General features: G+C 63.1%; 22 protein-coding genes. 11 read left to right on the top strand and 11 right to left on the bottom strand.

What is annotated here, in order from left to right; genetic code table 11:
* Nucleotides 1-663, top strand: a complete 663-nt coding sequence (locus D0B32_RS05820; RefSeq protein WP_117332690.1) for a response regulator transcription factor — start codon at nucleotides 1-3, stop codon at nucleotides 661-663.
* Here the strand turns inward: D0B32_RS05820 and D0B32_RS05815 are convergent.
* Complete coding sequence (locus D0B32_RS05815) at nucleotides 633-1661, bottom strand: histidine kinase (protein WP_117332689.1); 1029 nt, start codon at nucleotides 1659-1661, stop codon at nucleotides 633-635. The two genes, D0B32_RS05820 and D0B32_RS05815, sit on opposite strands and share 31 nt — an antisense overlap.
* A gap of 227 nt (nucleotides 1662-1888) precedes the next feature.
* On the opposite strand from D0B32_RS05815, the gene D0B32_RS05810 reads away from it, so the two are divergent.
* Entirely contained in the window at nucleotides 1889-4285 is a 2397-nt protein-coding gene (locus D0B32_RS05810; RefSeq protein WP_117332688.1) for a TonB-dependent receptor, read from the top strand.
* 40 nt (nucleotides 4286-4325) lie between these two features.
* Here D0B32_RS05810 and D0B32_RS05805 read toward each other — a convergent pair whose 3' ends face one another.
* Entirely contained in the window at nucleotides 4326-5492 is a 1167-nt protein-coding gene (locus tag D0B32_RS05805; RefSeq protein ID WP_117332687.1) for a beta-propeller fold lactonase family protein, read from the bottom strand.
* Nucleotides 5493-5707: 215 nt separating this feature from the next.
* Between D0B32_RS05805 and D0B32_RS05800 the strand changes: the two genes are divergently transcribed.
* The 5 genes from D0B32_RS05800 to gph all read left to right on the top strand — a co-directional run bounded on the left by D0B32_RS05800 (nucleotide 5708) and on the right by gph (nucleotide 9386).
* Nucleotides 5708-6475 (top strand): TonB family protein, encoded by a 768-nt coding sequence (locus tag D0B32_RS05800; RefSeq protein WP_181969724.1) that lies wholly within the window; start codon nucleotides 5708-5710, stop codon nucleotides 6473-6475.
* Nucleotides 6476-6501: 26 nt separating this feature from the next.
* Nucleotides 6502-7335, top strand: a complete 834-nt coding sequence (locus tag D0B32_RS05795; protein WP_117332685.1) for a MotA/TolQ/ExbB proton channel family protein — start codon at nucleotides 6502-6504, stop codon at nucleotides 7333-7335.
* Nucleotides 7326-7748 carry a biopolymer transporter ExbD gene (locus D0B32_RS05790; protein WP_117332684.1) on the top strand — a complete coding sequence of 141 codons (423 nt, stop codon included), beginning with the start codon at nucleotides 7326-7328 and terminating at the stop codon, nucleotides 7746-7748. Before D0B32_RS05795 ends, D0B32_RS05790 begins: the two co-directional genes overlap by 10 nt.
* 124 nt (nucleotides 7749-7872) lie before the next feature.
* The gene (locus D0B32_RS05785; protein ID WP_117332683.1) at nucleotides 7873-8655 is read left to right on the top strand and encodes an HAD family hydrolase; all 783 of its coding nucleotides are present in this window, start codon (nucleotides 7873-7875) and stop codon (nucleotides 8653-8655) included.
* Complete coding sequence (gene gph / locus D0B32_RS05780) at nucleotides 8652-9386, top strand: phosphoglycolate phosphatase (RefSeq protein ID WP_259294890.1); 735 nt, start codon at nucleotides 8652-8654, stop codon at nucleotides 9384-9386. Before D0B32_RS05785 ends, gph begins: the two co-directional genes overlap by 4 nt.
* Before the next feature lie 16 nt (nucleotides 9387-9402).
* Here gph and D0B32_RS05775 read toward each other — a convergent pair whose 3' ends face one another.
* The 3 genes from D0B32_RS05775 to D0B32_RS05765 form a co-directional block, all read right to left on the bottom strand.
* Complete coding sequence (locus D0B32_RS05775; protein WP_117332682.1) at nucleotides 9403-11259, bottom strand: PQQ-binding-like beta-propeller repeat protein; 1857 nt, start codon at nucleotides 11257-11259, stop codon at nucleotides 9403-9405.
* 205 nt (nucleotides 11260-11464) lie between these two features.
* Nucleotides 11465-12541 carry a lipoprotein signal peptide gene (locus tag D0B32_RS05770; protein ID WP_117332681.1) on the bottom strand — a complete coding sequence of 359 codons (1077 nt, stop codon included), beginning with the start codon at nucleotides 12539-12541 and terminating at the stop codon, nucleotides 11465-11467.
* Between the two features lie 91 nt (nucleotides 12542-12632).
* Nucleotides 12633-14141 carry an MFS transporter gene (locus D0B32_RS05765; protein WP_117332680.1) on the bottom strand — a complete coding sequence of 503 codons (1509 nt, stop codon included), beginning with the start codon at nucleotides 14139-14141 and terminating at the stop codon, nucleotides 12633-12635.
* A 288-nt stretch (nucleotides 14142-14429) separates the two neighbouring features.
* Here D0B32_RS05765 and D0B32_RS05760 point away from each other — a divergent pair, with 288 nt between their 5' ends.
* The gene (locus D0B32_RS05760) at nucleotides 14430-15569 is read left to right on the top strand and encodes a porin (protein ID WP_117332679.1); all 1140 of its coding nucleotides are present in this window, start codon (nucleotides 14430-14432) and stop codon (nucleotides 15567-15569) included.
* Between the two features lie 141 nt (nucleotides 15570-15710).
* Here D0B32_RS05760 and D0B32_RS05755 read toward each other — a convergent pair whose 3' ends face one another.
* Nucleotides 15711-16685, bottom strand: a complete 975-nt coding sequence (locus tag D0B32_RS05755; RefSeq protein WP_181969723.1) for a DUF3667 domain-containing protein — start codon at nucleotides 16683-16685, stop codon at nucleotides 15711-15713.
* Nucleotides 16686-17059: 374 nt separating this feature from the next.
* Between D0B32_RS05755 and D0B32_RS05745 the strand changes: the two genes are divergently transcribed.
* Nucleotides 17060-17569: a hypothetical protein gene (locus D0B32_RS05745; protein ID WP_147329499.1), complete on the top strand. Its 510-nt coding sequence runs from the start codon at nucleotides 17060-17062 to the stop codon at nucleotides 17567-17569.
* On the opposite strand, the gene D0B32_RS05740 is transcribed toward D0B32_RS05745, so the two are convergent.
* Nucleotides 17566-18216, bottom strand: a complete 651-nt coding sequence (locus D0B32_RS05740; RefSeq protein ID WP_117332675.1) for a peroxiredoxin-like family protein — start codon at nucleotides 18214-18216, stop codon at nucleotides 17566-17568. The two genes, D0B32_RS05745 and D0B32_RS05740, sit on opposite strands and share 4 nt — an antisense overlap.
* 106 nt (nucleotides 18217-18322) lie before the next feature.
* Between D0B32_RS05740 and D0B32_RS05735 the strand changes: the two genes are divergently transcribed.
* The gene (locus D0B32_RS05735) at nucleotides 18323-19207 is read left to right on the top strand and encodes a LysR family transcriptional regulator (RefSeq protein ID WP_117332674.1); all 885 of its coding nucleotides are present in this window, start codon (nucleotides 18323-18325) and stop codon (nucleotides 19205-19207) included.
* A 48-nt stretch (nucleotides 19208-19255) separates the two neighbouring features.
* Here D0B32_RS05735 and D0B32_RS05730 read toward each other — a convergent pair whose 3' ends face one another.
* The 4 genes from D0B32_RS05730 to D0B32_RS05715 all read right to left on the bottom strand — a co-directional run bounded on the left by D0B32_RS05730 (nucleotide 19256) and on the right by D0B32_RS05715 (nucleotide 24254).
* Entirely contained in the window at nucleotides 19256-20467 is a 1212-nt protein-coding gene (locus D0B32_RS05730) for an MFS transporter (protein WP_117332673.1), read from the bottom strand.
* Between the two features lie 119 nt (nucleotides 20468-20586).
* Nucleotides 20587-21576: a zinc-dependent alcohol dehydrogenase family protein gene (locus D0B32_RS05725; protein WP_117332672.1), complete on the bottom strand. Its 990-nt coding sequence runs from the start codon at nucleotides 21574-21576 to the stop codon at nucleotides 20587-20589.
* A gap of 42 nt (nucleotides 21577-21618) precedes the next feature.
* Nucleotides 21619-22722 carry an alkene reductase gene (locus tag D0B32_RS05720; protein ID WP_117332671.1) on the bottom strand — a complete coding sequence of 368 codons (1104 nt, stop codon included), beginning with the start codon at nucleotides 22720-22722 and terminating at the stop codon, nucleotides 21619-21621.
* A gap of 389 nt (nucleotides 22723-23111) precedes the next feature.
* Nucleotides 23112-24254: an alkene reductase gene (locus D0B32_RS05715; RefSeq protein WP_117332670.1), complete on the bottom strand. Its 1143-nt coding sequence runs from the start codon at nucleotides 24252-24254 to the stop codon at nucleotides 23112-23114.
* Between the two features lie 287 nt (nucleotides 24255-24541).
* On the opposite strand from D0B32_RS05715, the gene D0B32_RS05710 reads away from it, so the two are divergent.
* The gene (locus D0B32_RS05710; protein WP_117332669.1) at nucleotides 24542-25762 is read left to right on the top strand and encodes an MFS transporter; all 1221 of its coding nucleotides are present in this window, start codon (nucleotides 24542-24544) and stop codon (nucleotides 25760-25762) included.
* The last annotated feature ends 14 nt before the right edge of the window (nucleotides 25763-25776 follow it).

Raw genomic sequence — 25776 nt, 5'->3', positions numbered from 1 at the left:
ATGGCAACGGGAGACATCTGCGTCTTGCTGGTCGACGATCACGCGGTGGTCCGCGAAGGCTACCGCCGTCTGCTCGAACAGAATGCCGACGTGCACGTGTGCGGCGAAGCCGGCGATGCCGCCCAGGCGTATCAGCGGTTTTGCACGCTGCGCCCGGACGTGGTGGTGATGGACGTGTCGCTGCCGGGTGCAAGCGGCATCGAGGCGATGCGACGCATGCTCGCCCGTGAGCCTGATGCGCGCGTGCTGATTTTCAGCGTGCACGAAGATGCGATCTTCGTGCGGCGTGCCCTCGATGCCGGCGCGCTCGGTTACGTCACCAAGGCCAGCGCGCCCGATGTGCTGGTCGAAGCGGTGCGCACCATCGCCCGCCGCGCCAGTTATCTGAGCCCGGACGTTTCGCACGCGCTCGCGCTGCGCAACGCGTTCAGCGAAGGGCCGCCCGGACGGCAGTTGTCGGCGCGTGAATTCGAGGTGCTGCGCCTGCTCGTGCAGGGCTATACGCTGCCGAGCATCGCGGAGAAACTCGGGCTCAGCCAGAAGACGGTGGCCAATCACCAGTCTGTGATCCGGCAGAAGTTCGGTGCCGACAACGGCGTGCAACTCGCGCAGATGGCGAGCCGCCTCGGGCTTCAGTTCACCGGGGCCGCGAGCCCTGCCTGAGCCGGCACCCGCGCGCAGAACAGAAAACCGCCCTGCGGCTGGCTCGCCACGTGGAATTCCCCGCCGAGCGCTTCGACGCGCTCGCGCATGCCAATCAGACCCAGTCCAGCGCGCGGCTTTTCCAGATCGACGCCGGGTCCGTCGTCGGCCATCGTCACGACGATTTCGTCAATGCCGCTGGCTTCCACCCGGTCTTGCGTACCGTGCTGTCCTTGCGCTGCGCGCGGCGCCCGCACCATGAACACTTCCACGCGTGAGCTGCGGGCGAACTTCGACACATTGGTGAGCCCTTCCTGCACCAGCCGGTAAAGCGTGATGGTCAGCGCATCGCTCAGGCCGTCAAAATCCCCTTCGATGGTGAGCGAGAACGACGCCTCAGGCAGCCGCTCGCGCCAGCCGTCGAGACAATGTTCGAGCGCGCTCGGCAAGCCGAATTCGTCGAGGCCGATGGGCCGCAGGCGCCGGATCATCCCGCCAATCTCGCGATAGACGTGACTCGCGCTTTGCATCAGCCCGAGCGCAACGCGATGAATCTCCGGCTCGCCCGTGTTCGACAGATCACGGATGCGCGCGGCATCCAGTGAAATGGCGTTCAGATATTGGCCCAGTTCGTCGTGCAGCTCGCGCGCCAGGTGGCGCCGCTCGATTTCCTGCGCCTGCAACGCCTGATTGGCAAGCCGCCGGTTTTCCGCGAGCAGCCGCTCGGCCTGCTCTTCCAGCGTGCGGCGACGGCTCACCTCGTGACGCGCCTCGCGATAACGGCGCCACGCAAACCACGCGAGGCCGATGGACATCACGCACAACGTCCCCGGTAATTCGTCGAGCTGGAAGCGTTCGAGGCCGCGCGTCCAGGTGTAGGCGCGCTCGCTGAAATTGAAGGTGATGCCGAGGATCGCGGCGAGCACTGTCACCGCGAACACCCATGCAAGGTCGCGCCGCACGGTTGAATGTGGCGGAACGGGGTGCGTTGCAGGAGGGTTGGAGAGATTGCTTGCCATCACATTTGCGTTCGTCACGTTCGCATTCTACTCAAGCCGGTGAAGTGCCACGCCTGCCGACGGCGCGTTTGGGAACGCTTCCCCTGGAGATCGGGAAAAGCTCCCGGGTCGCGCGCGGCCGCGTATGCGAAGCTTTACATACACCGAAAGAAAGCGCCATGTACCGCGTCGTGCCATTGCGCTGCTGCGCTAACGAAAATAACGTCGATCCGGCAGGAGACAAAACGATGAACCGGCCTTCCCGCTTGCGCCGCAAACCTCAGCCATCGAGCCTGCCTCGTTTCCGGCGGCGCGCCGGGCTCACGCTCTGCTTTGGCGGTGCGCTCGCGAGCCTGTCGGTCGCGGCCTGGGCGCAGGCCGATACCGCGACGCCCGCGGTGGGCGCCTCGTCTGCGGCGGCATCGTCGAGTGCGCCGGCTGGCGCTTCAGGGACCAGCGCGGGCAACAGCGCGGCCAACAACGCCGTGACGCTGGCGCCGATCGTCGTGGTCGGCACCACGCCGCTGCTCGGCATCGGCACGCCGCTATCGCAGGTGCCGGCCAACGTGCAGACTGTCCGCGCGCACGACATCGATCAGCAGCATCGCAGCACCCTGATCGACTACTTCGCCAAGAACCTGCCGAGCGTCGACATCTCCGACGCCCAGGGCAACCCCTACCAGATCAACATCAACTACCGCGGCTTCACGGCCTCGCCGCTGCTCGGCACACCGCAGGGTCTTTCGGTGTTCGTCGACGGCGTGCGCGTGAACGAACCGTTTGGCGATGTGGTGAACTGGGACCTGTTTCCGCAGCAGGCGGTGGACACGATCCAGTTGATTCCGGGCTCGAACCCGACCTATGGCCTCAACACACTCGGCGGCGCCATCTCCATCACCACCAAGAATGGCCGCTCGGATCCGGGCGGCGAAGCGGAAGTGACGGCGGGCTCGTGGGGCCGCAAAACCGCGCAGGTGGAACAGGGCGGCACGATTGGCGACAACCTCGATTACTACGTGACCGCCGACGCACAAAACGACGACGGCTGGGCCGAACGTAATCCGAGCCGTCTGCGCCAGGCCTTCGGCAAGCTGCGCTACACCGACGCGGACACCACGATTTCATTCTCCGCGGGCGGCGCGGACAACGATCTGCAGGGCACGCAGACCATTCCCCGTTCGTTTCTCTACAATCCTAAGCAACCCTATACGTTTCCGGATCAAAACGAAAACAGTGTGGGGTATGCGACGCTTTCCGGCGATCACTTCTTCAACGATCACGTCGAACTGAGCGGCAACATCTATTACCGGCAGTTCCTCAACACCAATATCAGCAGCAACAACAACACGGACTACGGCTCGTTGAATCCGGATGGCACGGTGGATACGTTACAGGCCACCAACGCGAAATCCACCGTTTCCACCGACAGTTACGGCGCCAGCCTGCAACTCACGTTGCTGGGTCAACTCTTCGGCATGAAGAACCAGTTCGTCGCAGGCGTGGCCGCCGACCTGGCCAACTCGCATTACACGGAATCCGAGCAGGACGCGTTTTTCACGCCGACCCGCGCGACCATCGGCATAGGCGACTTCGAGCAGCAAACCAACGCCCGCACCCACGACGGCAACTACGGCGTCTACTTCACCGACACGCTCACCATCACCCAGCAATGGGCGCTGACCTTCGCCGGACGCTACAACTGGGCGGTGGCCGATATCGGCGACGAAAGCGGCCAGCAGCCCCAACTCGACGGCCACGATACGTTCTCGCGCTTCAATCCGGCGGTGGGCATCAACTGGAATCCGGTCAAGAACTTCACCGCCTATGCGACCTACAACGAAGGCATGCGCACGCCGACCGCGATCGAGCTGACCTGCGCCGATCCGGCCGCGCCCTGCTCGCTGCCAAACGATTTCGTCGCGGACCCGGCGCTGAAACCGGTCATTTCCAAGACCTTCGAAATCGGCGCGCGCGGCAACTACGGCAATCTGCTGACGTGGAGCGCGGCGGCGTACACCACCAACCTCGACAACGATATCGAGTTCATCAGCAGCGCAACGAGTACCCAGGGCTATTTCCAGAACGTCGGCCAGACCCGCCGTCAGGGTGTCGAAATGGCAGGGCACAGCCAGATTGGCCCGGTGGGCATCACCGCCAGCTATAGCTATGTGGATGCCACCTATCGTTCTACGTGGGTGGAAAGCAGTCCGAGCAATTCGAGCGCGGACGCCAACGGCAACATCACCGTGAAATCCGGCGACCACATTCCGGGGATTCCCGCCAACACCGTCAAGCTGCGGCTCGATTACGCGCCCATGTCACGCTGGAACATCGGCACCAACCTCACCTGGCGCGGCGGCATCTACGCGCAGGGCGACGAAAACAACCAGGACGTGAACGGCAAGATTGCGGGCTATTTCCTGATCGACCTGGACAGCTCGTTCCAGGTGACCAAACAGCTACAGATCTTCGCCACCATTTCGAACCTGCTGAACAAGCAGTACGAAAGCTTCGGCGTGCTCGGCGAGAATTTCTTCAACGGTCCGAACCATACCTTCGACGGCGACAACCCGACCAACGAGCAGTTCGTCGGACCGGGCGCGCCGCGCGGCTTCCTGGTGGGCCTGCACTACGCGTGGAAGTAGCGCAGTACGAACCACGACGGCACGAACAATGACGACACGCTCAGTGCGATTCGATCGTGCCGTCGCTATGCGGATAGGTGACGATGCCCCAGGCCAGCGGTAGATCGCCAATCTGCTTGATGGATTGAAAGTTCTCCGCGTCGAGCACATACACGGCGTCGGAACGCCCGCAGGCCACCAGCAGCTTGGAGCCGTCCGGTGTGAAGCTGAAATGCCAGCAGCGCGCGCCGACCGGCACGTCCGCGACATGCTCGTAGCTGTGGCCGTCGAACACCTGAATGGTCTTGTCGCGCGACGCGGCGACGAAGAGCCGCTTGCCGTGCGGCCCAAACGCGACGCCGTATGGTCCGAGTTTGGTGTCGACGGTTTTGGTGACCTGGAAGGTGTGTGCGTCGATCACCACGAACTTGCTGAGCGATTCGAGCGTGACGATATAGTCCTTGCCGTCAGGCGAGAGCCGGATGCCGCGCGGGCGACCGCCTGGCGTGAGCTTCACGGTTCTGACCGGCGTGCCGGTGCGGGACTGGTAGACCGAGACCGTGTCGTCGCCTTCGTTGGTGACGAGAATCTCCTTGCCGTCACGCGAAAATTCGATGCCCTCGGTTTCGTGGCCGCTCGTCACCGAACGGATGACGTGCCACGTCTTCATGTCGATGATGGCAATTTCCGCGGGTGGTTTGCTGGCGTCATCGTCGTCGCCGCCTGGTTTGCCGCCGGCCGCTTTGTCCCCGCCCTTGTCGGCATTGGCGCCGCTTCCGGGGGCCGCGCCCTTTGCCGCCGGTGGGCCGCCCTCTTCGCCGGGTTCGTAAGTCACGTAGGCGTAGCCGTTGTGCACCCGCACATATTCCGGATTCTGGCCAATCTTGACCCGCTGCACGACCTCGCCTGAGGCCGTGTCGATCACCGCCATGTCGCCGGTATTCTTGTTGGCCACCAGCAGACGTGTGCCGTCCGCATTCAGGCTCAGGCCGCGCGGACCGTCGGCGCCAACGGGAAAGGTCTTCGTCAGCGTCATCTGGCCCAGATCGATCACGCCCACCCCTGCTTTCTCGCTCGTCACATAGGCCGTCGGCGTGGCCGCCCAGGCCGTGCTCGCGGCGAACGCGATCGCGGTGAGGGCGCTCGCCGTTTTCGCGGTCACGGTGGTGGTGAAAGCACGGGGCAAGGACCGCCGCGCTGCGGCAACAGGATTGTTTGTCTCCAGCATTGTTGTACTCCGTAGTGGAATCGCCACGCCGCGAACATTCGCGTCATCCAAGCAAAGTAGCCCATTGGAGTGTTGTTTGACAACGGACATCGGACGGGAGATTTTCCCGAATTGGGCTGGGTAGCTCCGCGGCCGTACGCAAGCGCCGCGCACAGGCGGAAAATGGCCGTGGAGGTGGCCACTGCGAGGCCTCGACCATCATGCAGCAGTTTGCGATGGCGACAACTGGACACGGTACATTCGATGCGGCCCGGCGGCGTATCGGTGTCACCCTCGGCATCACGCTCGGTATCGTAATAGCCGGGCATGTGGTGCTGCTCGCGTGGTTGCTGACGGCGCGGGACAGGACCGTCGAGCGGACGGTCGAAGCGACGACCATCGTGGCCGCGCTGTTGAGGGATGAGCCGGCGCCCGTCACGCATGATGTGCCTGCTGCGCCCGCTGTGCCTGCCGTGGCCGCGCCCGAGGCCGCCGCTGCAAAGCCCGCGCCGGTGCGAACCAATCCTGCGCCGCAACCTCACGTGAAGCAACCGCGCGTGGCAACCACGCATGCGCCTCGTGTTGCGATTGCCCCCACACCCTCGCCGTTGGCACTCCCATCGCAGGAAACAACCCCCGCATCCACCGCGCCACCCGTTGCTGCCGCGTCCTCCCCCGTGGCGACCGCCACCCCCGCAGAACGCGCCGCACCGGTTTCCGTTGCGCCGAAAAACGTAGCACATGTCGACTGCGATATCCCGAAGCCGGACTATCCCGACCTTTCGCAGCGCCGCAACGAAAGCGGCACGGCCATCGTGCGATTCGTGGTCGGCTTGAGCGGCCATATCGAAAGCGCGCAACTGGAAAAGAGCAGCGGCTTTGCGCGGCTCGACGACGCCGCCCTCGCGGCCATCCACGCGGGCGTCTGTCAACCGTACCGCGAAAACGGCGCAGCGGTGCGCGCCGCGTATTCGCAGTCGTTCGTGTTCGGATTGAGCAACTAGGCTCGTTGCGAGCCAAAGGAATCGCCATGCAACACTACGGCCTCGCCAATGTCTGGGAAACCGGGGATTTCGTCACGCGTGGCATCCTCTGCACCTTGCTGGTCATGTCGGTCCTCTCGTGGACCGTGATGCTCGTGAAGTTCTACAGCGTCATGCGGATCAAGCGTGTGAGCCGTCAGGCCGAAGCGCAGTTCTGGCGCGCGGATCGTTTCGAAGATGGTCTGAGAAGTCTTGGCGCCGGCGCGTCCGGCGGCTCCGCTGGATTCAGTGCTTCCGGCACGACTCAACGCGACAATCCGCTGCTCGCGCTGGCACTGGCCGGCGCGGAAGCGGCCACGCATCATCGGCAAACCCAGCCGCACCTGCACGACCGTATCGACGTGTCCGACTGGATCACGCGCCGCTTGCAGGACACGATGGACGACGCCATCGCCCGCATGCAAAGCGGCCTCGCGGTGCTCGCGTCGATAGGCAGCACCGCGCCGTTCGTGGGCCTGTTCGGCACCGTATGGGGCATCTACCATGCGCTCATCGTGATTGGTGAAACCGGCCAGACCACCATCGATCACGTAGCGGGTCCGGTGGGCGAGTCGCTGATCATGACCGCCTTCGGCCTGTTCGTGGCGATCCCCGCCGTGCTCGGCTACAACGGCCTGACGCGCGCCAACAAGTCCATCGTGGCGCGCTTGAGACGCTTCGCACACGGCCTGCATGCGTATTTCGTCACGGGCTCGCAATTACCGTCGAGCGGTGGTGCCGACCTGCGCGTGGTCGCGCGTGGCGTGCCTCGTACCGAATCAGGCAGCAGCGGCGAAAGCGGTGACGCCGCGCACGACGGAGGGACACTCAAATGGCAATGACGCCGTTTTCCGATGACGACGACAGCGGCCTGATGAACGAAATCAACATGACGCCCCTCGTCGATGTGATGCTGGTATTGCTCATCATTTTTCTCGTCACCATTCCCGCCATGCAGCACGCGCTGAAAATCGATCTCCCGCATGCGAGCAGTCAGCCGGATAACCTCAAACCCGCGCATCTTGACGTCGCCGTGGAGGCCGACGGTGCGATTCTGTGGGACGGTCACGCCGTGTCGGATGATGAATTGCGCGCCCGGATTGCCGCGGCCGCGCGCCTGAATCCGCAGCCTGAACTGCATCTGCGGGCCGACCGAAAGGTGGCGTACGAGCGTGTCGCCGATGTCATGTCGGCCGCGCAGGCTGGCGGCCTGACGAAAATCGGCTTCGTCACGCAGCTGCAAGCAAAGCCGTAACGCACCGTCACGCCCACTTAAAGGATGTCTTATCGGAGTCCAAAGAATCTCTGAGTTCAAACCGGTGTGCGCTTCCGCTATTGTCAGCCTTACCGTGGCGACACGAACTCACTGAGGACTGGACATGCAGGCGCTGATCTTCGATGTCGACGGCACGCTCGCGGATACCGAAACCGCGCATCGACAGGCTTTCAACGCGGCGTTCGCGGAGGCGGGTCTCGACTGGTTCTGGGACGAGGCGCTCTACACGCGTCTGCTTGAGGTGGCGGGCGGCAAGGAGCGCCTGCTGCACTACTGGCGCGTCGCCGATCTGGACGAAGCCAACGGCGCCTGCGTGAAGGAGGTGATCGACGCGATCCACGCCATCAAAACCCGGCACTACGCCGCTCATGTGAGCGAGAGTGGTTTGCCGCTGCGACCCGGCGTGGCGCGTCTGATCGCCGAAGCCCAGGCGGCCGCGCTTCCGGTCGCCATCGCCACGACCACCACGCCAGCCAATCTGGACGCGCTGTTGCGCCCGCCGTTTGGCTCGGGCTGGCGTAGCCGCTTCGCCGCGATCTGCGACGCCAGCACGACGCAAGCGAAAAAGCCCGCGCCCGATGTCTACCTCGACGTGCTGCATCGGCTCGGCCTGCAAGGCGCGGACTGCATTGCCTTCGAAGACTCCGCGAACGGATTGCGCGCCGCACGCGCGGCGGGCGTGCCCACCGTCGTCACGCCGACCGCGTATACAGCGCAGGACGATTTCTCCGGCGCGCTGGCGGTGCTGCCGCATCTGGGTGAACCGCATGCGCCCGATGCGCCCGATGCGCCCATTAACTCACCCGTGCCCGATCAACAGAAGGGTTGGGTCGATCTCGCCACCTTGCGACAGTGGCATCGACACGCGTCCACCGAACGGGTATGACCATGCCGAGCCAATCCAGCCCGTTGCCTTTGCGAAACCATGGTGTCCTGATCGATCTGGATGGCACGATGATCGACACCGCACCGGACATCGTCGAGGCCGTCAACCGGATGCTCGACGCGTTGAGCGCTCCGCGCCTGCCGTTCGCCACCGTCAGCGGTTTTATCGGCCGGGGCGTGCCCAACCTGGTGCAGCGCTCACTCGCAGCCGCCGGTCTGGACAGGCAGATCGACGCTGCACACGCGCTCGACCTGTTCCAGCGCCACTATGCGCAGACCAATGGTCGTCTTGGCCGGGTGTTTCCGCAGGTGGCGGAAGGCCTTGGCGAACTGCAACGGCTGGGGTACCGGCTTGCCTGCGTCACCAACAAACCGCAGGCACTGGCCGCGCAGCTTCTGTTGACGAGCGACCTGTCCCACTACCTCGACGTGCTGGTGGCAGGCGATTCGATCGCACACATGAAGCCCGCTCCCGAACCGCTCTGGCATGCCTGCCGGCTACTGGACGTGGACCCGCATCGCAGCGTGCTGGTGGGCGATTCGCCAGTGGATGTGACGGCCGCCCGCGCCGCCGGGCTGCCGGTGTTCATCGTCAAATATGGCTATGCCGGTCCGGGTGGACCGGCGGCGCTGGCGAGCGATGGGCTGATCGACTCCATCGCGGCCATGCCCGCCGTCCTTGCGTCGCGAGAGGCGCGTACTCCGGAACTCAGGCTGAGCCAGCATGGCTGACCTCAACCTGGCATCCCTAACTTCCTGACAACAGGCCGAACACCGCGACGCCCGTGGCGGTTCCTACATACACCTTGCCGTTGGCGATCATCGGCGTGATGAACTTGTTGCCCTGCCCCACCTGATCGCGCGCATTGGCCGCCTGATTGCTGTTGTAGATCTCGGAGGCGAGATTAGCGGCGTTGTACGCGTGCAGCACGGCGATCGTGCCGTTTTCGACAGCCCACAGGATGCCGTTCGACGAACCGTTCGCGGAGATGCTCGGCGTCGAGCCAGGCGCGCCGAAGGTACCCGGTGTGTGACTGACCGGCGTGCTGGCCAGTTGTGCATTGGCGAGGCTGAAAGCCTTGATGCTGTCGCCAATCGCGCCGAAGTACACCGTATTGTTGAAGTACGCGGGCATGCCGAACTCAGGTCCGCCGAGCTGACCGTTGATCTGCTGGTAGATGTTGTTGCCGCTCGAACTGAACTTGCCCATCGAATCGCGGTTCACCACGTAGATGATCGCGTCCTTGCCCGCGCCGAGCGAAAGATGATGGACCGTGCCGCCGCTGTCGGCGAGATCCGGCAGCACCAGTGCACCGCCGGAGCCGAGGTCCTCGTCAGCCTGCGATTCGGCGGCAGTATTGGACATGGCAAAGTAATCGCCCACCGCAAGCCCGCTGGCCGTATTCAGCTTGATGAACGAATTGCCGTAGTCGCCTGCCGTGGGATTGCCGCTTGAATTGAGCGTGGTATCGAAGGTGCCGTTGGCGTCGAGGAAATAGATGGACTGGCCATCCGAGGCCATGCCCGCACCGCTCATCCAGATCGAACCTTCGGTGCCGTTCGGCGTGAGATTGAGCACGCTGCTTTGCTTGAGCGTGCTTGCGTTGTAGGCGATCACCCAGCCGTTGTATTGACCGTTATCGCAATGCGAGGTCCAGCCGGTGTAGATCTGGCCATTCAACAACAGCAGCGATTGACGTTCCGCGTATTGCGAAGGATTGAACGTCACCTGGCCATTGTTGCTGTATGGACCGGACCCTGGGTAGGTTGCCGCGACCTCGGTCGGGCCGCCGAACAATTCCGCGCCCGTGGTGATATCGAGCGCGTGAATGCGGTGGTGATAGCCGCCGGAGCTGTCCTTGGTCATCGCCACCACGTAGATCGCGCCATTCGGGCCGCGCGTACGGTCGATCACCGGCGTCGAGGTAATGCCGATCTGCGGCGTGATCTGGAAGCAACCCATGTCGTCGCTAGTGGTCTCGCCGCTGCCGATGGTCGAGACTTTCCACAACTGGGTGCCGGAGTCGGCGTCGAAGGCGTAGACGCTGTCGGCTTCCGTTGCGACGTACAGCACGTTATGCACCGCGCCGCCCACCGTCACCTTGGCCAGATAGAGGGGCTCGGCATCGACCTTGCCATCCACGGTATCGAAGCCGAGTTTGCCGAACGTCGTTGCATTGACGTTGGCGAGCGTGAGCTGGGTCTCAGCGAGTTGCTGGCCGGTGCGCCCAATGTCGTTGTGATACGTGGCGACGTCAACCGGAGTCGCGGCGGAGCCTGAACCGCTGCCCGTGGTCGAGCCGGTTCCCGTGCCGGAACCGGTGGTAGTGCCTGAGCCGGAGGTGCCTGTGCCCGAGGTTGAACCGGTGGTCGAACCTGACGTTGAACCTGAGGTTGAACCCGAGGTCGAGCCTGAAGTTGAGCCCGAGGTAGAACCGGAGCCGCTGCCGGACGAACCCGAACCCGAACTCGTTCCGGAGCCCGCGGACGCGCCACTGCTGCTATCGGCCCCGCTGCCGCCTCCTCCACCGCCGCCGCTGCATCCCACGAACATTGCGACGGCGAGCCACGTCAGAACCACATTGATACGAGCCAGGCCTTTCATGTGTCTCCCCTTCACAATCGAGCGGGCCCGTTTATCGGGTACCGTTTGAACGATTATCCGGCCTGATTGCTGTGCCAAACATTGCCGTTTACGATCGGCTGACGAAATGGCGGACAACACGGAGGCTTTGGCGGGAAAGAGGGTCCCACCCGCTCAGATTTACGACACATCCTGTCACGCAGCGCACGAGCCGACACGAGTTAGCTCACTGCACATGTAGATTCGCATCGAAAAACTTTAGCGCTGCGTTACCGATGTATTCATGTAGCTGAGCACGATCCACGCCTGCTGCGTCGATGCACGCTTCCGGCCACGTATCCCGGCCGTCCTGATCGCATTCGTTGACGAAAATCTCGTGATCGACGGCACCTGGCAGCACATCAAGATGGGCGTTGGGTGCGTAACGGGCTGCAAACTCGGCATTGTCCTTGGCCGGCGCCTGAGTGTCCCGCGCGCCAACGATGATGTAGGCCGGCACTTTCAACTGCTGCAAACCGGCCTCGTCCATGCCGAAGCCTGGTAGATCGCCGGGTGCCATCGCAAACGCCGCCTTGATACGGCTATCGTGGACCTTGAGCGCCGGCGAGGGATCGAGCGGCAGGTCTTTACGCAGCGAGGCCGGTATCAGCGGATCATTTTTCCAGCGGCGCAGGTAGCTGCGGTACTTTTCTTCGTTCACGGTTGCGCCGCCAATCCACAGCGACGTGAAGCCACCCTGCGAATGACCGGCCACGCCAATCCGGTCTGGATCAATATGCGGACCCCAGCGCCTGTCGTTTTCGAGGAACGTGATGTCCTTGCTGATGTCGAGCGGCCGTTGCCAGAGCTTGCTACGCGTGTACATGATGCTCACGTCGTAGGTATTCGCGCGGTAGTGATAGAGCGTCGCCACGATATAGCCGCGCGACGCCAGATATTCTGCAAACCATGCGTAGTAAAGACCATTGCTGCCATGCCCGTGCGAGAACATCACAAGGGGACGTTTCACGCTGTCCGCGACGATATCGGCGTCACGGTAGAGATGCAGATTGGTAAAGAACGGCATGCGCAGCGGCGCGGACGAGCTTGCCTGCGGCACCGCCGGATAGAACAACGTGAGCGCAAGAGCACGATGGCCCGGTGCGGGGTCGACATATTCGAGTTGTGTCATCCCGACCGGATAGGGCGCGCCCGTCCCGATCGTCTGCGCGTAGGTCATGCTGGACCACAGGGTCAGGCAGCCAGACAGCACGGCCACGGAAGCGCGAAACGCGCGGCGTTTCGTCGGAAGACAGGTCTTCATTTGCAACCTCCTCGCGCATCCGGCTTCGCGACGTGAGCCGGAACGTGGCGCAACGCATCCGCGCCATCATGCGAGTTATCCGCGGAGATTGCTAGTGCGCCGCGCTTCGCATGCTGCGATGTTCTGCGTAGTCCTCTGCATCGATGTCATAACCCGAGGGTTCCCAGCGGATGGCCAATAGCACGAGCAGCGCAGTCAGCGGCGCAATGGCGATCACCCAGAACACTTTGGTCCCGAGCGCCGCGGCCAGCACCGGAAACAGAAACAGCGAAACAGTGGACGCGGAACGCGTGAGCGTCTGGTTGAAGCCCACGCCGATTCCTCGCAACGAAGTGGGATAGCTGAGCGTGGCGTAGGTCATCGAATGCGAGCCGGGTCCGAAGCCTTGCCCGAACAGATAGCCGCCCAGCAGCAGGATGGCGAATACGACGAGTGACCCGCTACCCGGTTTGCCGATCAGCGCGAGCCCGATCAGCGAGACGAATTGCAGCGAATGCCCGAGCACGGTCATCTTCCATGCGCCGACCGTCGGCGCGGTGCGCACGCCAATCAATCCTCCGACGAAGGCAAACACGAGATTCAGCGCGAGCGCCGCGATGATGGTGGTGAGGGGGCCCTGATGGAAAAAGCTGGTGATGATCACCGGCAGGCCGAACACGATTGCGTTGTAACCGAAGGAAGAAGCGCTGCCGATCACCGCGGCGAGAATCGTACGATTGCGGTAGGTCCGGTTGAACAGCACGCCGAAATTACGCCATGACGCAGCGCGCGGCGCACTGCCTGGCTGGTCGCCGGACGCGTTGCCCTGTTCGACCACGGCATCCACGCCATACGAGCGTTTGAGAATACGCGCGGCCTCGTGGAGGTCACCCTGATTGGCCGCCCACACCGGCGATTCGCTGATATAGCGGCTGCGCACCAGAATGATGACGATGGCAGGCACCGCGCCGAATGCGAGCGTCAGCCGCCACAGCCAGCCAAGCTGGTGTGCAGGCAGGACCGCGTACAAACCGAGAATCAACAGATAGCACGTGCTGGTGGCCGCATACCATGCGGGACACCAGGCGGCCACGCTCGCGGCCTTGTTGCCCTTGCCGGCCACGCGCGAAAACTCGGCGAGAAACGCCATCGCCACCGGCAAATCGAGCCCCACCCCGAAGCCCATCAGAAAGCGCGCACCGCCCAGCACCCATGCATTCGGCGCGAGCCCGGCGGCAATGGCCGCGACGACGAAGAACAGCATGTCGGCCATGAAGACACGATAGCGTCCAATGCGATCAGTCAGATAACCGCCAAACAGCGCGCCGAGAATCGCACCAAACGTGATCGCGGAAGAGACGAACCCCACCTGCACGGGTGACAACGCAAACTGGCGCGCGATGTCCTTGATGCCGTACGCCAGCGAAGTCAGGTCGTACGCATCCAGAAACACGCCGCCCAGTGCGATGGCGATGACGACGCGCGCATTGCTTCCCTTCGCCGCTCCCGCGTTCACGATCCGCGAGACGTCTTGAGCAGAACGAATCACAAGGGGATGTGCGCCTCTTTTCGCTCTGGTTTGGGCATCGACTTCGGTCGACGCAACAACAACGCTGGACATGATGAGAGATTTCGCGCGAGTCGCTGAAGCGTTGCATGTTAGCCACGCGCGGCGTCCCTGCAAAACGATGAATAGAGATATGCAAATCTGCACATGACGCCCCCACGCGGGCGTGCGGCACTTGCGCGTGTCAACACACAAATGCCGATAACGATGTGAAAAAGCGTTAGATAGCGCGCTTTTCGTTCCTCCTTATCATGCGCAATCCTGGGCAGTGACGTGACCCGCAATATCAGCGTGCACATAAAACGGCCACGTCATCGCCTTCATCCAATCGGGGACTCTCTCTTGAACAAAAAAATCTTCACCACCGCCTTGCTGGCGGGTTTCGCCAGTGCGGCTCATGCACAAAGCAGCGTGACGCTGTACGGTTTGATCGACGCGGGCATCACGTATGTGAATCACGCCAACGCCAAGGCACAAAGCCTGTATCAGTACGGCGACGGCGTCTCTCAAGGTAGCCGTTGGGGTCTGCGCGGTGCCGAAGATCTCGGTGGCGGCCTGAAGGCAATCTTCACGTTGGAAAACGGCTTTAACTCGGGTACGGGCGCAGCCGGTCAAGGCGGTGATCTGTTCGGCCGTCAAGCTTATGTGGGTCTGACGAAGGACGGCATCGGCTCCCTGACGCTCGGTCGTCAATACTCGTTCTCGACCGACTACCTGGGCGGCTCGTACACCAACGGTGGCCAGACGGTTGCTGGTAACTACGGCTATCACATCAACGATATCGACCAGTTGACGTCGAGCCGTATCAACAACTCGATCAAGTTCAACAGCGCGAACTTCTACGGTCTGACGTTCGGTGCCATGTACGGCTTCTCGAACCAGGCTGGCTCGTTCGCAGGCGCGCCGGGCACGACCGGTTCGTCGTCGGCATACAGCTTCGGCCTTAACTACGTGAACGGCCCGCTGGGTATCGCCGCAGCGTACACGGACATCCGCTTCCCGGGTTCGGCATCGCCGACGTTCTCGACGACGCTCGCCAACGCAGCGATCACGGGTACGGCGAAGGAGTTGGCCACGACCGGTGTCGGCGCCAAGTACGCGATCGGCGCAGCTACGCTGTGGGCCCTGTGGACGCACACGGACATCGAGCAGGTCACAGGTCACATGACCACGTTCAACGCGTATGAAGCCGGTAGCAAGTACGCGTTCACGCCGGCACTGACGGGCGCCTTGGGCTACACATACATGCAGGCCAGGGATCTAACCAACGGTCACTGGAACCAGGTCGACGCCAGCGTCGACTACGCGCTGAGCAAGCGCACCGACGTGTACCTGCTCGGTATCTACCAGGACGCAGCGGGCAAGACGGCGAAGAATGCTGACCTGCAGGCACAGATTGGTTCGAGTGCCAGCAGCTATCTGCCGGCAGCGGGCGCGGATTCGCAGTTGGCCGTTCGTGTGGGTATCCGGCACAAGTTCTGATTAGGGCGCTTCATCGAGAGAGCCGAGGACGGTTCACTGCGCGTCAGGCACAAGCTTGTTCGTGGTGAACAAGCTCGGCTCGATCCCGCCATGTGACGTCTCTTTAACGTTGGCATGACTAAAAAAGCCCGCCGCCTCTCTTCAGAAAAGGCGAACGTGGACATCCGCCGACATCAGGGTCACGAGGCTGAGCGCCACACTGCATATCACCGCATAGGCGCCGGCCAGTAACAGCGAACGGGCGAACTGGGGCCACCAGCGCCCGCCGTGCACGCGTCTGAGCGCGGCAACCAGATACGCAAACAACAGCACGAGCGCATAGCCCGCGTATGAGCGCACGCCCGGCAGCAGGCACAGCAGAAACAGCACGAAAATGAAGGCGTGCAGATGTAGCGTGAACAGCAGGTGCACCCCATACGTCTGCCGTCTGCTTCGATACACCCACGCGCACATGGCGGCGAACACCGGCATCAAGACGAACAACGCATAAGGCAGGCGTTGCAGCAAATGCTCGCTGAAGGCCGCGAATCTGACGGGGTCGAACAGCTGACTCGTGAACGAAGCCGTTGCGTTGAGCACCTTCCGTGCGTCGGGATCGGTCTCGGACGCCGCCAGCGCCGCGATGGTCTGTGCCGGATGCGCGACGGGCTGATTGTCGATACGAAGCATGCGCGCTGGCGTCAACGTGCCGGACCAGCTCAGCAGCAGGAAAAACACAAAGCTCAAGGTCAGATAGAGCGACAGCGGCTTGACGTAGCGCTGCCGCCGGCCAACGAGGAATTCAACCGTGAGTTGCCCCGGCCTGAGGATGAGCAGCTTGAGCGTAGCGAACAGCTTGCCTTCGGCCGCCACGTGATGATGCAGGTACTCATGCAGGAACTCGCGCACCGTGGGCATTTCCAGCTCCACCTGTTGTCCACATTGTGCGCAATACGGGCCATGCACCAGCGCGGCACAATTCGGGCAGCGCTCCGGCAGTCCATGTTCCGCGTGCGCGGATTGCGCCGCTTGCGCCGCTTGCGCCTCTTGCGCCTCTTGCGCCTCTTGCGCCTCTTGCACCGCTTGCGTCGCTTGTGCCTCCTGGGCGGCATGCCCGGTATGCCCGACTTGAGACATGGCGTGACCCTGACCAGAGTGTGGACAGGTCGCATTCTGCGGCGCACGACTGATTGGCGTCAACTTCCCTGGCCGCTTGCACACCCTGGACGTGATGTCCTGCCGCGCCGATTAAAGTTTCCTTTCAATCCGCCGATATCCCGACACAACAACATCCAGGTCGGAATACGGAGCGGCATTTGAAACATACGAGGCGGGCTACATCCATCGTCGGAATCACGACTGCGTTCTGTCTGTACGGCTGCGTGACGAGCGGCCCACGGCCGGTCACATCCCAGGCGAATCCGCCTCCCGTTCGAAGCAACGTGGTTGTAGTCGCGCCGCCTCCACCCCGCGCGCCGGTCGCCGCAAGGCCGGTCGTGGTGGAACAGGTCGTGCCGGAACCCAACGACATCTATATCTCGGCCGCCGCCATCAGCGATATCGTGTTCGTGGGCGGCAGTACCTATATCTGGGTAACTGGACCGGACGGCCACCGTCATCGTCATTTCTACGGACACGGCGACCGGCGCGCGGAGATCTATCATCGCCGCGAAAATCTGCGTTCGATGGCGCCGTCGCATCCCGTGCATGCAGCCGTGCCGCACACGCTCCACGCGAATCAACCACACCCGCAGCGCGTAAGCGCAATGGGGCATGTGGATCACGCTCATCCGTCGTCGCATGCGGCGGCTGCCAATCCGCAGACACCGCAGCCACGTCACCCGGCTCCGCAAGCCGCTCGAGCCGCGCAGACTCGGCCGGCGCCAAGGCAAACCCAGGCACGCATGCAGGCACCCTCACCTGCGTCCACGCAAACCCGTCGCGATGCCTCCGCCGCGGATGCGCACGCGCATCACCGGCCCGAACAGAACGCCGCTACGACCAAAGCGAACTTCTCTTAAGGGGCGGCGTGTCGGCCGTGCGGTTGCGTCGGGCGTCGCGTGTTCAACGCCTTCAAGGCATCGAGAATCTGCTCACCGCCACAATGGTTGCGGTAGTCCACGTCGATGAAGGACAGCACGATGACGCCGTCGCGATCGAGCAGATAGGTGGCCGGCAACGGCACCAGCCACGTTTCCGGTTTGCCGTCGCGCGGCGGCACGTACCCTAGCCGCGTGTAGCGTTCCCGCAGACTCACGGGCAGCTCGAAAGCGAGTCCGTAGGCCCGGCTCGCCCTCATGTCCACATCCAGCAGCACCGGAATCGACGAGGTGTCGTTCGTTGGCGAGAACTTGCACGGCGGTTCGATGGCGAGCACGCTCGCGCCCAGCGCCAGCACGTCGCGATGCGCGAGCGCCAGTTCATTCGCCCCATCCTGCCCGTAAGTACACCAGCTTCCCCGACGGAACTGCAGAATCACGGGCCCGTCTTCCAGCACGTCCTCAAGCGCGATCTGTTTGGCGTCGAATGTGCTCAGTGTGAACAGCGGCGCGCGCGCACCGGCTCGCAGTGCTTGCGACGCGGCTCGCTCCGAAGCAGCAATGGTTAGTTCTGCAATGGGATCGATCGGGTCGGCACTCTGGGGTGTATCACTTCGTGCATTGGACATGGTCGCTCGCTACGCAGATAAAGCATCGTCAACGACACTGTAGTCATTTCGCGATCGGCAAAAAAGGAGCAAAATCGGATAACACTTATTCCACCGGAGGATCGCGATGGATCGCCTTGCGGCGATGGACATTTTCGTTCGCGTTGTAGATGCCGGCTCCTTCTCTGCCGCCGCACGACATCAAAACATCGGACAGCCTGCGGTATCGAAAGCGGTCGCGCAGCTCGAAGAATGGCTGGGCGTCAAACTATTGCTACGCTCCACCCGTGCACTGACACCCACCGAGGCGGGCGCCAGCTTCTATCAGCGCGCGCGCCGTGCCATCGACGAGGCAGACGAGGCCGTCATGGCCGCGCGTGGTACGGCGAACGCACTGTCGGGCAAGCTGCGTGTGTCAGCGGCGGTCTGTTTCGCACGGCTGCATATCGTGCCGCGTCTGCACGAGTTTCTGGAGCAGCATCCCAATCTGAATGTCGAGATGATGCTCGACGACCGCAACATCGACCTCGTGGATGAAGGCGTGGATATCGCGCTGCGCATGGGTGCGCTGGCCGATTCCAACATGACGGCGCGCAGGCTCGGCGAGGCACGCCGGCGTGTGATTGGCACACCCGAATATTTCAGCAAGCATGGCATGCCGAAAGTGCCCTCTGACCTGCTGGGCCATCGGGCCGTCATCTATACGCGTGACGGCGGCGGCGAAGACTGGACCTTCCGCAAGGCCACCGCGGAGATGTCGGTGAAACTGCAGGGGCGTGTGAAGATCACCGCGACCGAAGGCATTCGCGCCGCCGTGATCTCGAACATGGGCCTGACCATCACCTCAGAATGGGCGTTCACGCCGGAGCTGAAGTCCGGCGCGGTGATCTCGGTGCTGGATGACTGGCTCCTGCCCACCGTCAATCTCTCCGCGGTGTATCCCACCGGGCGAATGGCCAGTTCAAAGGCCCGGCAGTTCGCTGCATTTGCGGAAGCGTGTATTTCCGAGTGAAGCGAATGTTGCTTCGGGGCAGGTTTGCTGCGCGAGTTTGTCCACGGGTTACCCGCAGCAGCCCGCAACGAGCGCCGCTTTGTCCGCACGTTCCGTTGCTTCCGCGCGAGCGTCAAGCCGGCCGCTCAAGATGGTCAGACCCAGCGCGGCGAGCACGGCCACAGCGCCGATCCACGGTGTATCCAGCAGCCCCATGTGCGTGACGATGAGCCCGCCTGCGGACGCCCCACCGGCAACCCCGAGATTGAACGCCGCGATGTTCATGCCGGAGGCCACGCCCACCGCGTGAGGCGCGAACCGTTCCGCCTGTTTGACGACATACACCTGCAAGGCCGGCACATTGCCGAATGCCACCGCGCCCCACGCCAGCACGGTGAACAGCACGAACAGCTTGCTGTGCGCCGTCAAATCCAGCAGCAACAACACGCCCGCGAGGATGCTGAAGATGATCTTGAGCGCAGTGACCGCGCCATGCCGGTCCGCCAGTCTGCCGCCAAAGAAATTCCCCACCGCGACCGAAGCGCCATACACCAGCAAGACCGCACCCACGACCGCCGGACTGAACCCGGCCACCTGTTCGAGAATGGGCGCCAGATAGGTGAACGCGACGAGCGAGCCGCCATAGCCAATCGCTGTGATGGCAAACACCAGCAGCAAGCGCGGTTTGGAAAACAGTTCGGCCTGGCGGCGCATGCTCGTGGGCGGCGCCTGTTCGATATTGCGCGGCACGAACGCCAGCGCGCCAATCAACGCGACGAGACCAAACGCTGCGACAACGAGGAAGGTGGTGCGCCAGCCGAAATGCTGGCCGACGATCGTGCCGAGTGGCACGCCCGTGACGAACGCGACCGTCAAGCCGCTGAACATGGTGGCAATAGCACTCGCCGCTTTCTCTTTAGGCACGAGACGCGTGGCGATGACTGAACCCACGGAGAAAAACACGCCGTGAGCGAAACCGCTAAGCACGCGCGCCACCACCAGCGTTTCGTAGCCGGGCGCCCGCCAAGCCAGCAGATTGGCGAGCGTGAACAGCGCCATCAACGATACGAGCAGGATCTTGCGCGGCACCCGCCCCGTGATGGCGGTCAGAACCGGCGCGCCAATGGCTACGCCCAGTGCATAAAAGCTCACCAGCATGCCGGCGGACGGCAACCCGACATGCAGACTCTGTGCGATAGTCGGCACGAGACCCACAATCACAAATTCAGTAGTCCCAATGGCAAAGGCGCCTATCGTCAATGCGAGTAACGCTAATGGCATGATGTTGATCCTCGAAAAGCCCGACGTTGCGGGTCGTTCCAAACGTTGCGGCAAGAACGGCCGCGATGGCGTCCGACGTCGTGCCAGCGCACGCGTCGGACGCTTTTATTGCCTTGCGGCTATACGGTCACGACGATCTTGCCGAACTGACCGTTCTCTTCGAGGTAACGATGCACCTCGATCATTTCGTCGAACTTGAAGACACGGTCGATGATCGGCTTGAGCGCCCCGCTCGCGAGGCCCTTCGTCACGTATTCGACCGCTGCCTTACGGCGGGTTTCGTCGCCGCTGGTGAGCCAGATGTTGTGCGCTTTCACGCTCGCCATTTTGGCGATCATGTCCAGCACCGGAATGGGTGTCTCGCCTTCGGCCAGCGCGCCGTAGATATACGCGGCGCCCTGGAACGACAGCGCCGAAATCAGCCGTGGGAAGTTCGGTCCGCCAATCGGATCGAAGGCAATCCGTGCACCTTTGCCGTCCGTGATACGCATCACTTCAGCCACGAAATCCACTTCGTCGGTTGCGATCACATGCGCCGCGCCTGCTTCGATCAGCTTGCCTTTCTTGGCTGACGTCCGGGTCAGCGCGATGGAGGTCGCGCCCGCATAGTTGGCAATCTGAATCGCGGCGAGACCTACACTGCTGGACGCCGCGGGGACGATCACGAAATCGCCCTTGCCGACCTTGGCGTCTTCGACCAATGCGCCGTAGGCGGTGACGAACATCATCCACACCGAGGCCGCATCCACGAACGACAGCGACGGCGGGTGCTTCACCACCGCGTAGCCCGGCACCGTGATGACTTCGCCATACGTCCCATACTGGTTCATCGAAAACGACGGGATCACGCTGACCGCGTCACCCACGGCGACGTCCACGATGCCCGAGCCGACGGCCTCGACAGTCCCGGCGGCCTCATAGCCGAGGCCAGCGGGGAATTTCACCGGTTCGATGTAGACGTCGGTGCGCCACATGGCTTCGGCTCGGTTGATGCCGATGGCCTTGACCTTGATACGCACTTCGTCGTCGCCGAGCGCACGCTCGGGCGCCTCGATAAACTGAAGCACTTCGGGTGCACCGGCCTTGCTGAATTGAATGACGCGTGACATTAAGCTCTCCTGTATCGGGCGTATTCGAAACGCCGCTAGGGGTTAAGCGGATTTCGCGGTGTCGTACGCCGGGAAGTCCGAGTAGTGTTTTTCGGTGCCGCCCCAAAAGGCAGCCCGAACGTAAGGCGCAAGCGGCAGCTTGTGCTTGAGACGGTACGGCAAATCCGGATTCGACGTGAAGTGCCGCGCAAACGCCACGAGATCAGCGTCGCCGGACGCGATGATCGCCTCCGCGCTATCACCGTCGAATCCACCCGCTGCGATGATCGGCCCTTTGAACGACGGGCGCACATACTTCACCGCCACCGGCGCATGACCTTCGTGCAGTGTGTCGTCGCCCTTCACGCGCGGCTCTATCACATGAAGATAGGCGATTCCGTACTCGTTGAGAACCTTGGCCACATGCGTAAAGGTGGCTTCGGGGTCGCTATCGGAGATGCCGCCCCATTCTCCGGACGGCGAGATGCGCACGCCAACCCGGTCCGCGCCCCACACTGAAATGAGCGCCTCTACCGTCTCGCGCAGGAAACGGACGCGATTTTCAACCGACCCGCCATAGCGGTCGGTTCGCTGGTTGGTGCCGTCCTGAATGAACTGGTCGACCAGATAACCATTCGCACCGTGCAACTCCACGCCGTCGAAGCCAGCGTCTTTGGCGCGCTGCGCCGCCACGCGAAATTCCTCGACGATGCCGGGGATTTCCTCGATGTCGAGCGCGCGGTGCGGAGATGCCGGCACGAAACCGTCCTTCGTCACGGCCACGCCTTCGAAGGGCATCACCGAAGGCGCGACCGGCGCGACGCCGCCTGTCATCTCTACATGGCTTTGGCGTCCGCCGTGGATCAACTGCATGAACACCCGGCCGCCCTTCGCATGAATGGCCTCGGCAATCGTCTTCCAGCCCGCGGTTTGCGAATCGTCGAAGAAGCTCGCCGCGCCGTAATACGAGCGGCCCACGATGGAAATGCTGACACCCTCGATGATCTCGAGCCCGCCCTCCGACGCCCGCTGACCATAGAAGTCCGCCATCATCGGGCTGGGGATGTCGCCCGGCTGGATGGTACGCAGGCGTGTCATCGGCGCGAGAACGACGCGATGGGACAGCGTGTAAGCGCCGAGCGTGACCGGAGAAAACAAGTGAGCCATGATCTTTTCCTGTAGAGGTTGAGACGTGGAACCATCGCCTGAAGCCGAGCGTTGCAGTGGACTGTAGCCATTGCGCAGCGCGCGGTGCAGGTGCGCATTGGCATATCGCCCATTCCAGAGCAGGATGAGTCGCCGCGATGCAACGACGCACCGGCGTAACGACGCACCGGCGGACGCACCGGCGCAACCTCAATCTAGGCGCTGGGTTCGGCGAGTTCCTTTATGGCGACTGAGCGAACCTGATAAGTTCTGGATTCATTCCTGCCCACATGCGGGTTGCGTGGCCGGTTGTATCGCGGCTGGCATGCCAGCCGCGTCCCCTTCGCTTCGCAATCCTCCAACCGCACACCGCGCCACGGCAGCGTGCGGTTGTCTCAGCACCGGTCCACTCAAACCGCGTCGACGTCGGCCTCGTCCTCGGATCGAGCCGCAACGGCCTGCTGCTCCGCATACGTCGGGAAGTCGGAGTAGTTCTGTTCCGAGCCGCCCCAGAACGCGGCCCGCACATACGGCGTCAACGGCAGGTCGTGCTTCAGACGCAGCGGCAGATCCGGATTCGACGAGAAGTGCCGCCCGAACGCGACCAGATCGGCGTTGCCCGATTCGACTACGCTGATCGCGCTTTCGCGATCGAAGCCACCAGCGGCGATGATCGGACCAGAGAAATGCGGACGCAGATAGTTCACCGCGACCGTCGGATGGCCTTCATGCAGCGTGTCGTCGCCCTTGATGCGCGGTTCGATGACGTGCAGGTACGCAATCCCGTATGAGTCCAGCACTTGCGCCACATAGCTGAAGGTCGCTTCCGGGTTGCTGTCCGAGATGCCACCCCATTCGCCCGACGGCGAAATCCGCACGCCCACGCGGTCCGCGCCATACACCGAGATCAGCGCTTCCAGTGCCTCGCGCATGAAGCGCACGCGCTTCTCGAGCGAGCCGCCATACGCGTCGGTGCGCTGGTTCGTGCCGTCCTGGATGAACTGATCGACGAGGTAGCCGTTGGCGCCGTGCAGCTCGACGCCATCGAAGCCCGCCTTTTTGGCCCGCACTGCGGCGACGCGGAAGTCTTCCACGATGTCCGCAATTTCTTCGATGGCCAGCGCCCGATGCGGCGACGCCGGCACGAAGCCATCCTTCGTCAGCGCCACGCCTTCGAACGGCACCACAGACGGCGCCACCGGATCGAGACCACCCGTCATTTCCACGTGGCTTTGGCGGCCGCCGTGAATCAACTGCAGAATCGCCACGCCGCCTCGCGCGTGAATCGCATCGGCGATGGCCTTCCAGCCTTCGTGCTGGCCGTCGTGATAGAGGCTCGCAGCACCGAGGTACGAACGGGCGTGCACCGAAATGCTGGCCGCCTCGATGATCTCGAGGCCACCCAACGAGGCGCGCTGACCGTAGAAGTCCGCCATCATCGGGCTCGGAATATCACCGGGCTGAATCGTACGGAGGCGCGTCATCGGCGCAAGCACGACACGGTGTTTGAGATCGAATGCACCAACCTTGATCGGGTTGAACAGCTTGTCCATGATTCTTCCTTCAAGAGTAAGTTGAGCACCGGAGACCGGGGCTGACGCGTTGCGTTGAAGGGGAATGTAGAGATTGCCGCGTGCTTCAGATAGCCCGAAAAAAGGATGTGGCCTATTCCAGATTCGAAAGAATGCCTCCGCTCGTGGCCGCATCGACCCATCATTTATCCCAATCCTGCATGTCGCTCATTCTGTGGCGCGGCTAGTCGGAGCCGTGCGCTACCGGTAGATTCCGCTGCAACACGGTGCGCCATCCCGGCGCGCCCGCCGTTTCAACGGAGTTCGCCATGTCCGCGCAACCTGCTGATATCAAGCCGCACGATCCGCTGCCCTACGTGCCGGCCAGTTCCTTACCTGTGTCCGGTCTGCTCGCATTAGCCATGACCGGATTCGTCGCCATCCTCACTGAAACGCTGCCCGCCGGTTTGCTGCCGGGTATCGGTCAGGGTCTGCATGTGTCGGAGTCGTGGGCCGGCCAGCTCGTCACGCTGTATGCGCTCGGCTCGGTGGTCGCGGCGATTCCCATGACGGTGGCCACACGCAGTTGGTCACGCCGTACCGTGGTGCTGCTCGCCATCGCCGGCTTTCTGCTGTTCAACACCGTCACGGCCGTGTCGTCGTCGTTTGCCTTGACGCTGTTCGCCCGCTTCATGGCCGGCGTCGCCGCGGGCATCACGTGGGGCTCGGTACCCGGCTACGCGCGCCGCATGGTGGCGCCGCATCTGCAGGGCCGTGCGATGGCGCTCGCGCTGATCGGCACGCCCATCGCGCTGGCGATCGGCGTACCCGCAGGCACCTGGCTGGGTGATCTGGTGGGATGGCGCGTGGCGTTTGGCGGCATGTCGGCGCTTACCGCGCTGCTCATCGTCTGGGTGTTGAAGACCGCGCCGCATGTGCCGGGTCAGGACGCGGGCAAGCGCCAGCCGGTGGTGGAAGTGTTCAAGCTGCCAGGCGTGCGGCCGGTTTTGCTGGTGATCCTCGCGTGGATGCTCGCGCACAACATCCTGTACACGTACATCGCGCCGTTCCTCGAACCGGCCCATATGACGCAACGCGTGGATACCGTGCTGCTCGTGTTCGGCGGCTTCGCGATAGCCGGCATCTGGATTACCGGCGTGTTTATCGACCGCTGGCTGCGCGTGCTGGTGCTCGCGAGCCTCGCGACCTTCGCGATTGCGTCGGCGGCGTTGGGTATCGACGGGCGTTCGGCGGTGGTGCTTTATCTGGCCGTGGCCGCGTGGGGGCTGACCTTCGGTGGCGCCGCGACCTTGCTGCAAACTGCCTCGGCAGACGCTGCGGGCGATAACGCGGACACCGCGCAATCCATGATCGTCACGGTGTGGAACGGGGCAATCGCAGGGGGTGGTGTGATCGGCGGGGTGTTGCTCGACACCACCGGTGTCGATGCAATGGCGTGGGTGTTACTCGCACTGCTGCTGGTGGCCTTGTATATTGCGTGGCGTTCGTGCGCGCATGCATTCAAACCGGGTGCGCGCACGGCTGTCTGAACGAGACAGTCTGC

It is taken from the genome of Paraburkholderia sp. DHOC27 (assembly GCF_003429005.1).
Classification (GTDB): Bacteria; Pseudomonadota; Gammaproteobacteria; order Burkholderiales; family Burkholderiaceae; genus Paraburkholderia.
Note: the sequence above shows the minus strand (reverse complement) of the source record. Positions and strands in the feature narration are given on the sequence as shown.

What these genes read in the sequence shown, in the direction of transcription:
- D0B32_RS05820 (WP_117332690.1), top strand. Translation starts at nt 1, where the DNA reads ATGGCAACGGGAGACATCTGCGTCTTGCTGGTCGACGATCACGCGGTG.
- D0B32_RS05815 (WP_117332689.1), bottom strand. Translation starts at nt 1,661, where the DNA reads ATGGCAAGCAATCTCTCCAACCCTCCTGCAACGCACCCCGTTCCGCCA.
- D0B32_RS05810 (WP_117332688.1), top strand. Translation starts at nt 1,889, where the DNA reads ATGAACCGGCCTTCCCGCTTGCGCCGCAAACCTCAGCCATCGAGCCTG.
- D0B32_RS05805 (WP_117332687.1), bottom strand. Translation starts at nt 5,492, where the DNA reads ATGCTGGAGACAAACAATCCTGTTGCCGCAGCGCGGCGGTCCTTGCCC.
- D0B32_RS05800 (WP_181969724.1), top strand. Translation starts at nt 5,708, where the DNA reads ATGGCGACAACTGGACACGGTACATTCGATGCGGCCCGGCGGCGTATC.
- D0B32_RS05795 (WP_117332685.1), top strand. Translation starts at nt 6,502, where the DNA reads ATGCAACACTACGGCCTCGCCAATGTCTGGGAAACCGGGGATTTCGTC.
- D0B32_RS05790 (WP_117332684.1), top strand. Translation starts at nt 7,326, where the DNA reads ATGGCAATGACGCCGTTTTCCGATGACGACGACAGCGGCCTGATGAAC.
- D0B32_RS05785 (WP_117332683.1), top strand. Translation starts at nt 7,873, where the DNA reads ATGCAGGCGCTGATCTTCGATGTCGACGGCACGCTCGCGGATACCGAA.
- gph (WP_259294890.1), top strand. Translation starts at nt 8,652, where the DNA reads ATGACCATGCCGAGCCAATCCAGCCCGTTGCCTTTGCGAAACCATGGT.
- D0B32_RS05775 (WP_117332682.1), bottom strand. Translation starts at nt 11,259, where the DNA reads ATGAAAGGCCTGGCTCGTATCAATGTGGTTCTGACGTGGCTCGCCGTC.
- D0B32_RS05770 (WP_117332681.1), bottom strand. Translation starts at nt 12,541, where the DNA reads ATGAAGACCTGTCTTCCGACGAAACGCCGCGCGTTTCGCGCTTCCGTG.
- D0B32_RS05765 (WP_117332680.1), bottom strand. Translation starts at nt 14,141, where the DNA reads ATGTCCAGCGTTGTTGTTGCGTCGACCGAAGTCGATGCCCAAACCAGA.
- D0B32_RS05755 (WP_181969723.1), bottom strand. Translation starts at nt 16,685, where the DNA reads ATGTCTCAAGTCGGGCATACCGGGCATGCCGCCCAGGAGGCACAAGCG.
- D0B32_RS05740 (WP_117332675.1), bottom strand. Translation starts at nt 18,216, where the DNA reads ATGTCCAATGCACGAAGTGATACACCCCAGAGTGCCGACCCGATCGAT.
- D0B32_RS05735 (WP_117332674.1), top strand. Translation starts at nt 18,323, where the DNA reads ATGGATCGCCTTGCGGCGATGGACATTTTCGTTCGCGTTGTAGATGCC.
- D0B32_RS05730 (WP_117332673.1), bottom strand. Translation starts at nt 20,467, where the DNA reads ATGCCATTAGCGTTACTCGCATTGACGATAGGCGCCTTTGCCATTGGG.
- D0B32_RS05725 (WP_117332672.1), bottom strand. Translation starts at nt 21,576, where the DNA reads ATGTCACGCGTCATTCAATTCAGCAAGGCCGGTGCACCCGAAGTGCTT.
- D0B32_RS05720 (WP_117332671.1), bottom strand. Translation starts at nt 22,722, where the DNA reads ATGGCTCACTTGTTTTCTCCGGTCACGCTCGGCGCTTACACGCTGTCC.
- D0B32_RS05715 (WP_117332670.1), bottom strand. Translation starts at nt 24,254, where the DNA reads ATGGACAAGCTGTTCAACCCGATCAAGGTTGGTGCATTCGATCTCAAA.
- D0B32_RS05710 (WP_117332669.1), top strand. Translation starts at nt 24,542, where the DNA reads ATGTCCGCGCAACCTGCTGATATCAAGCCGCACGATCCGCTGCCCTAC.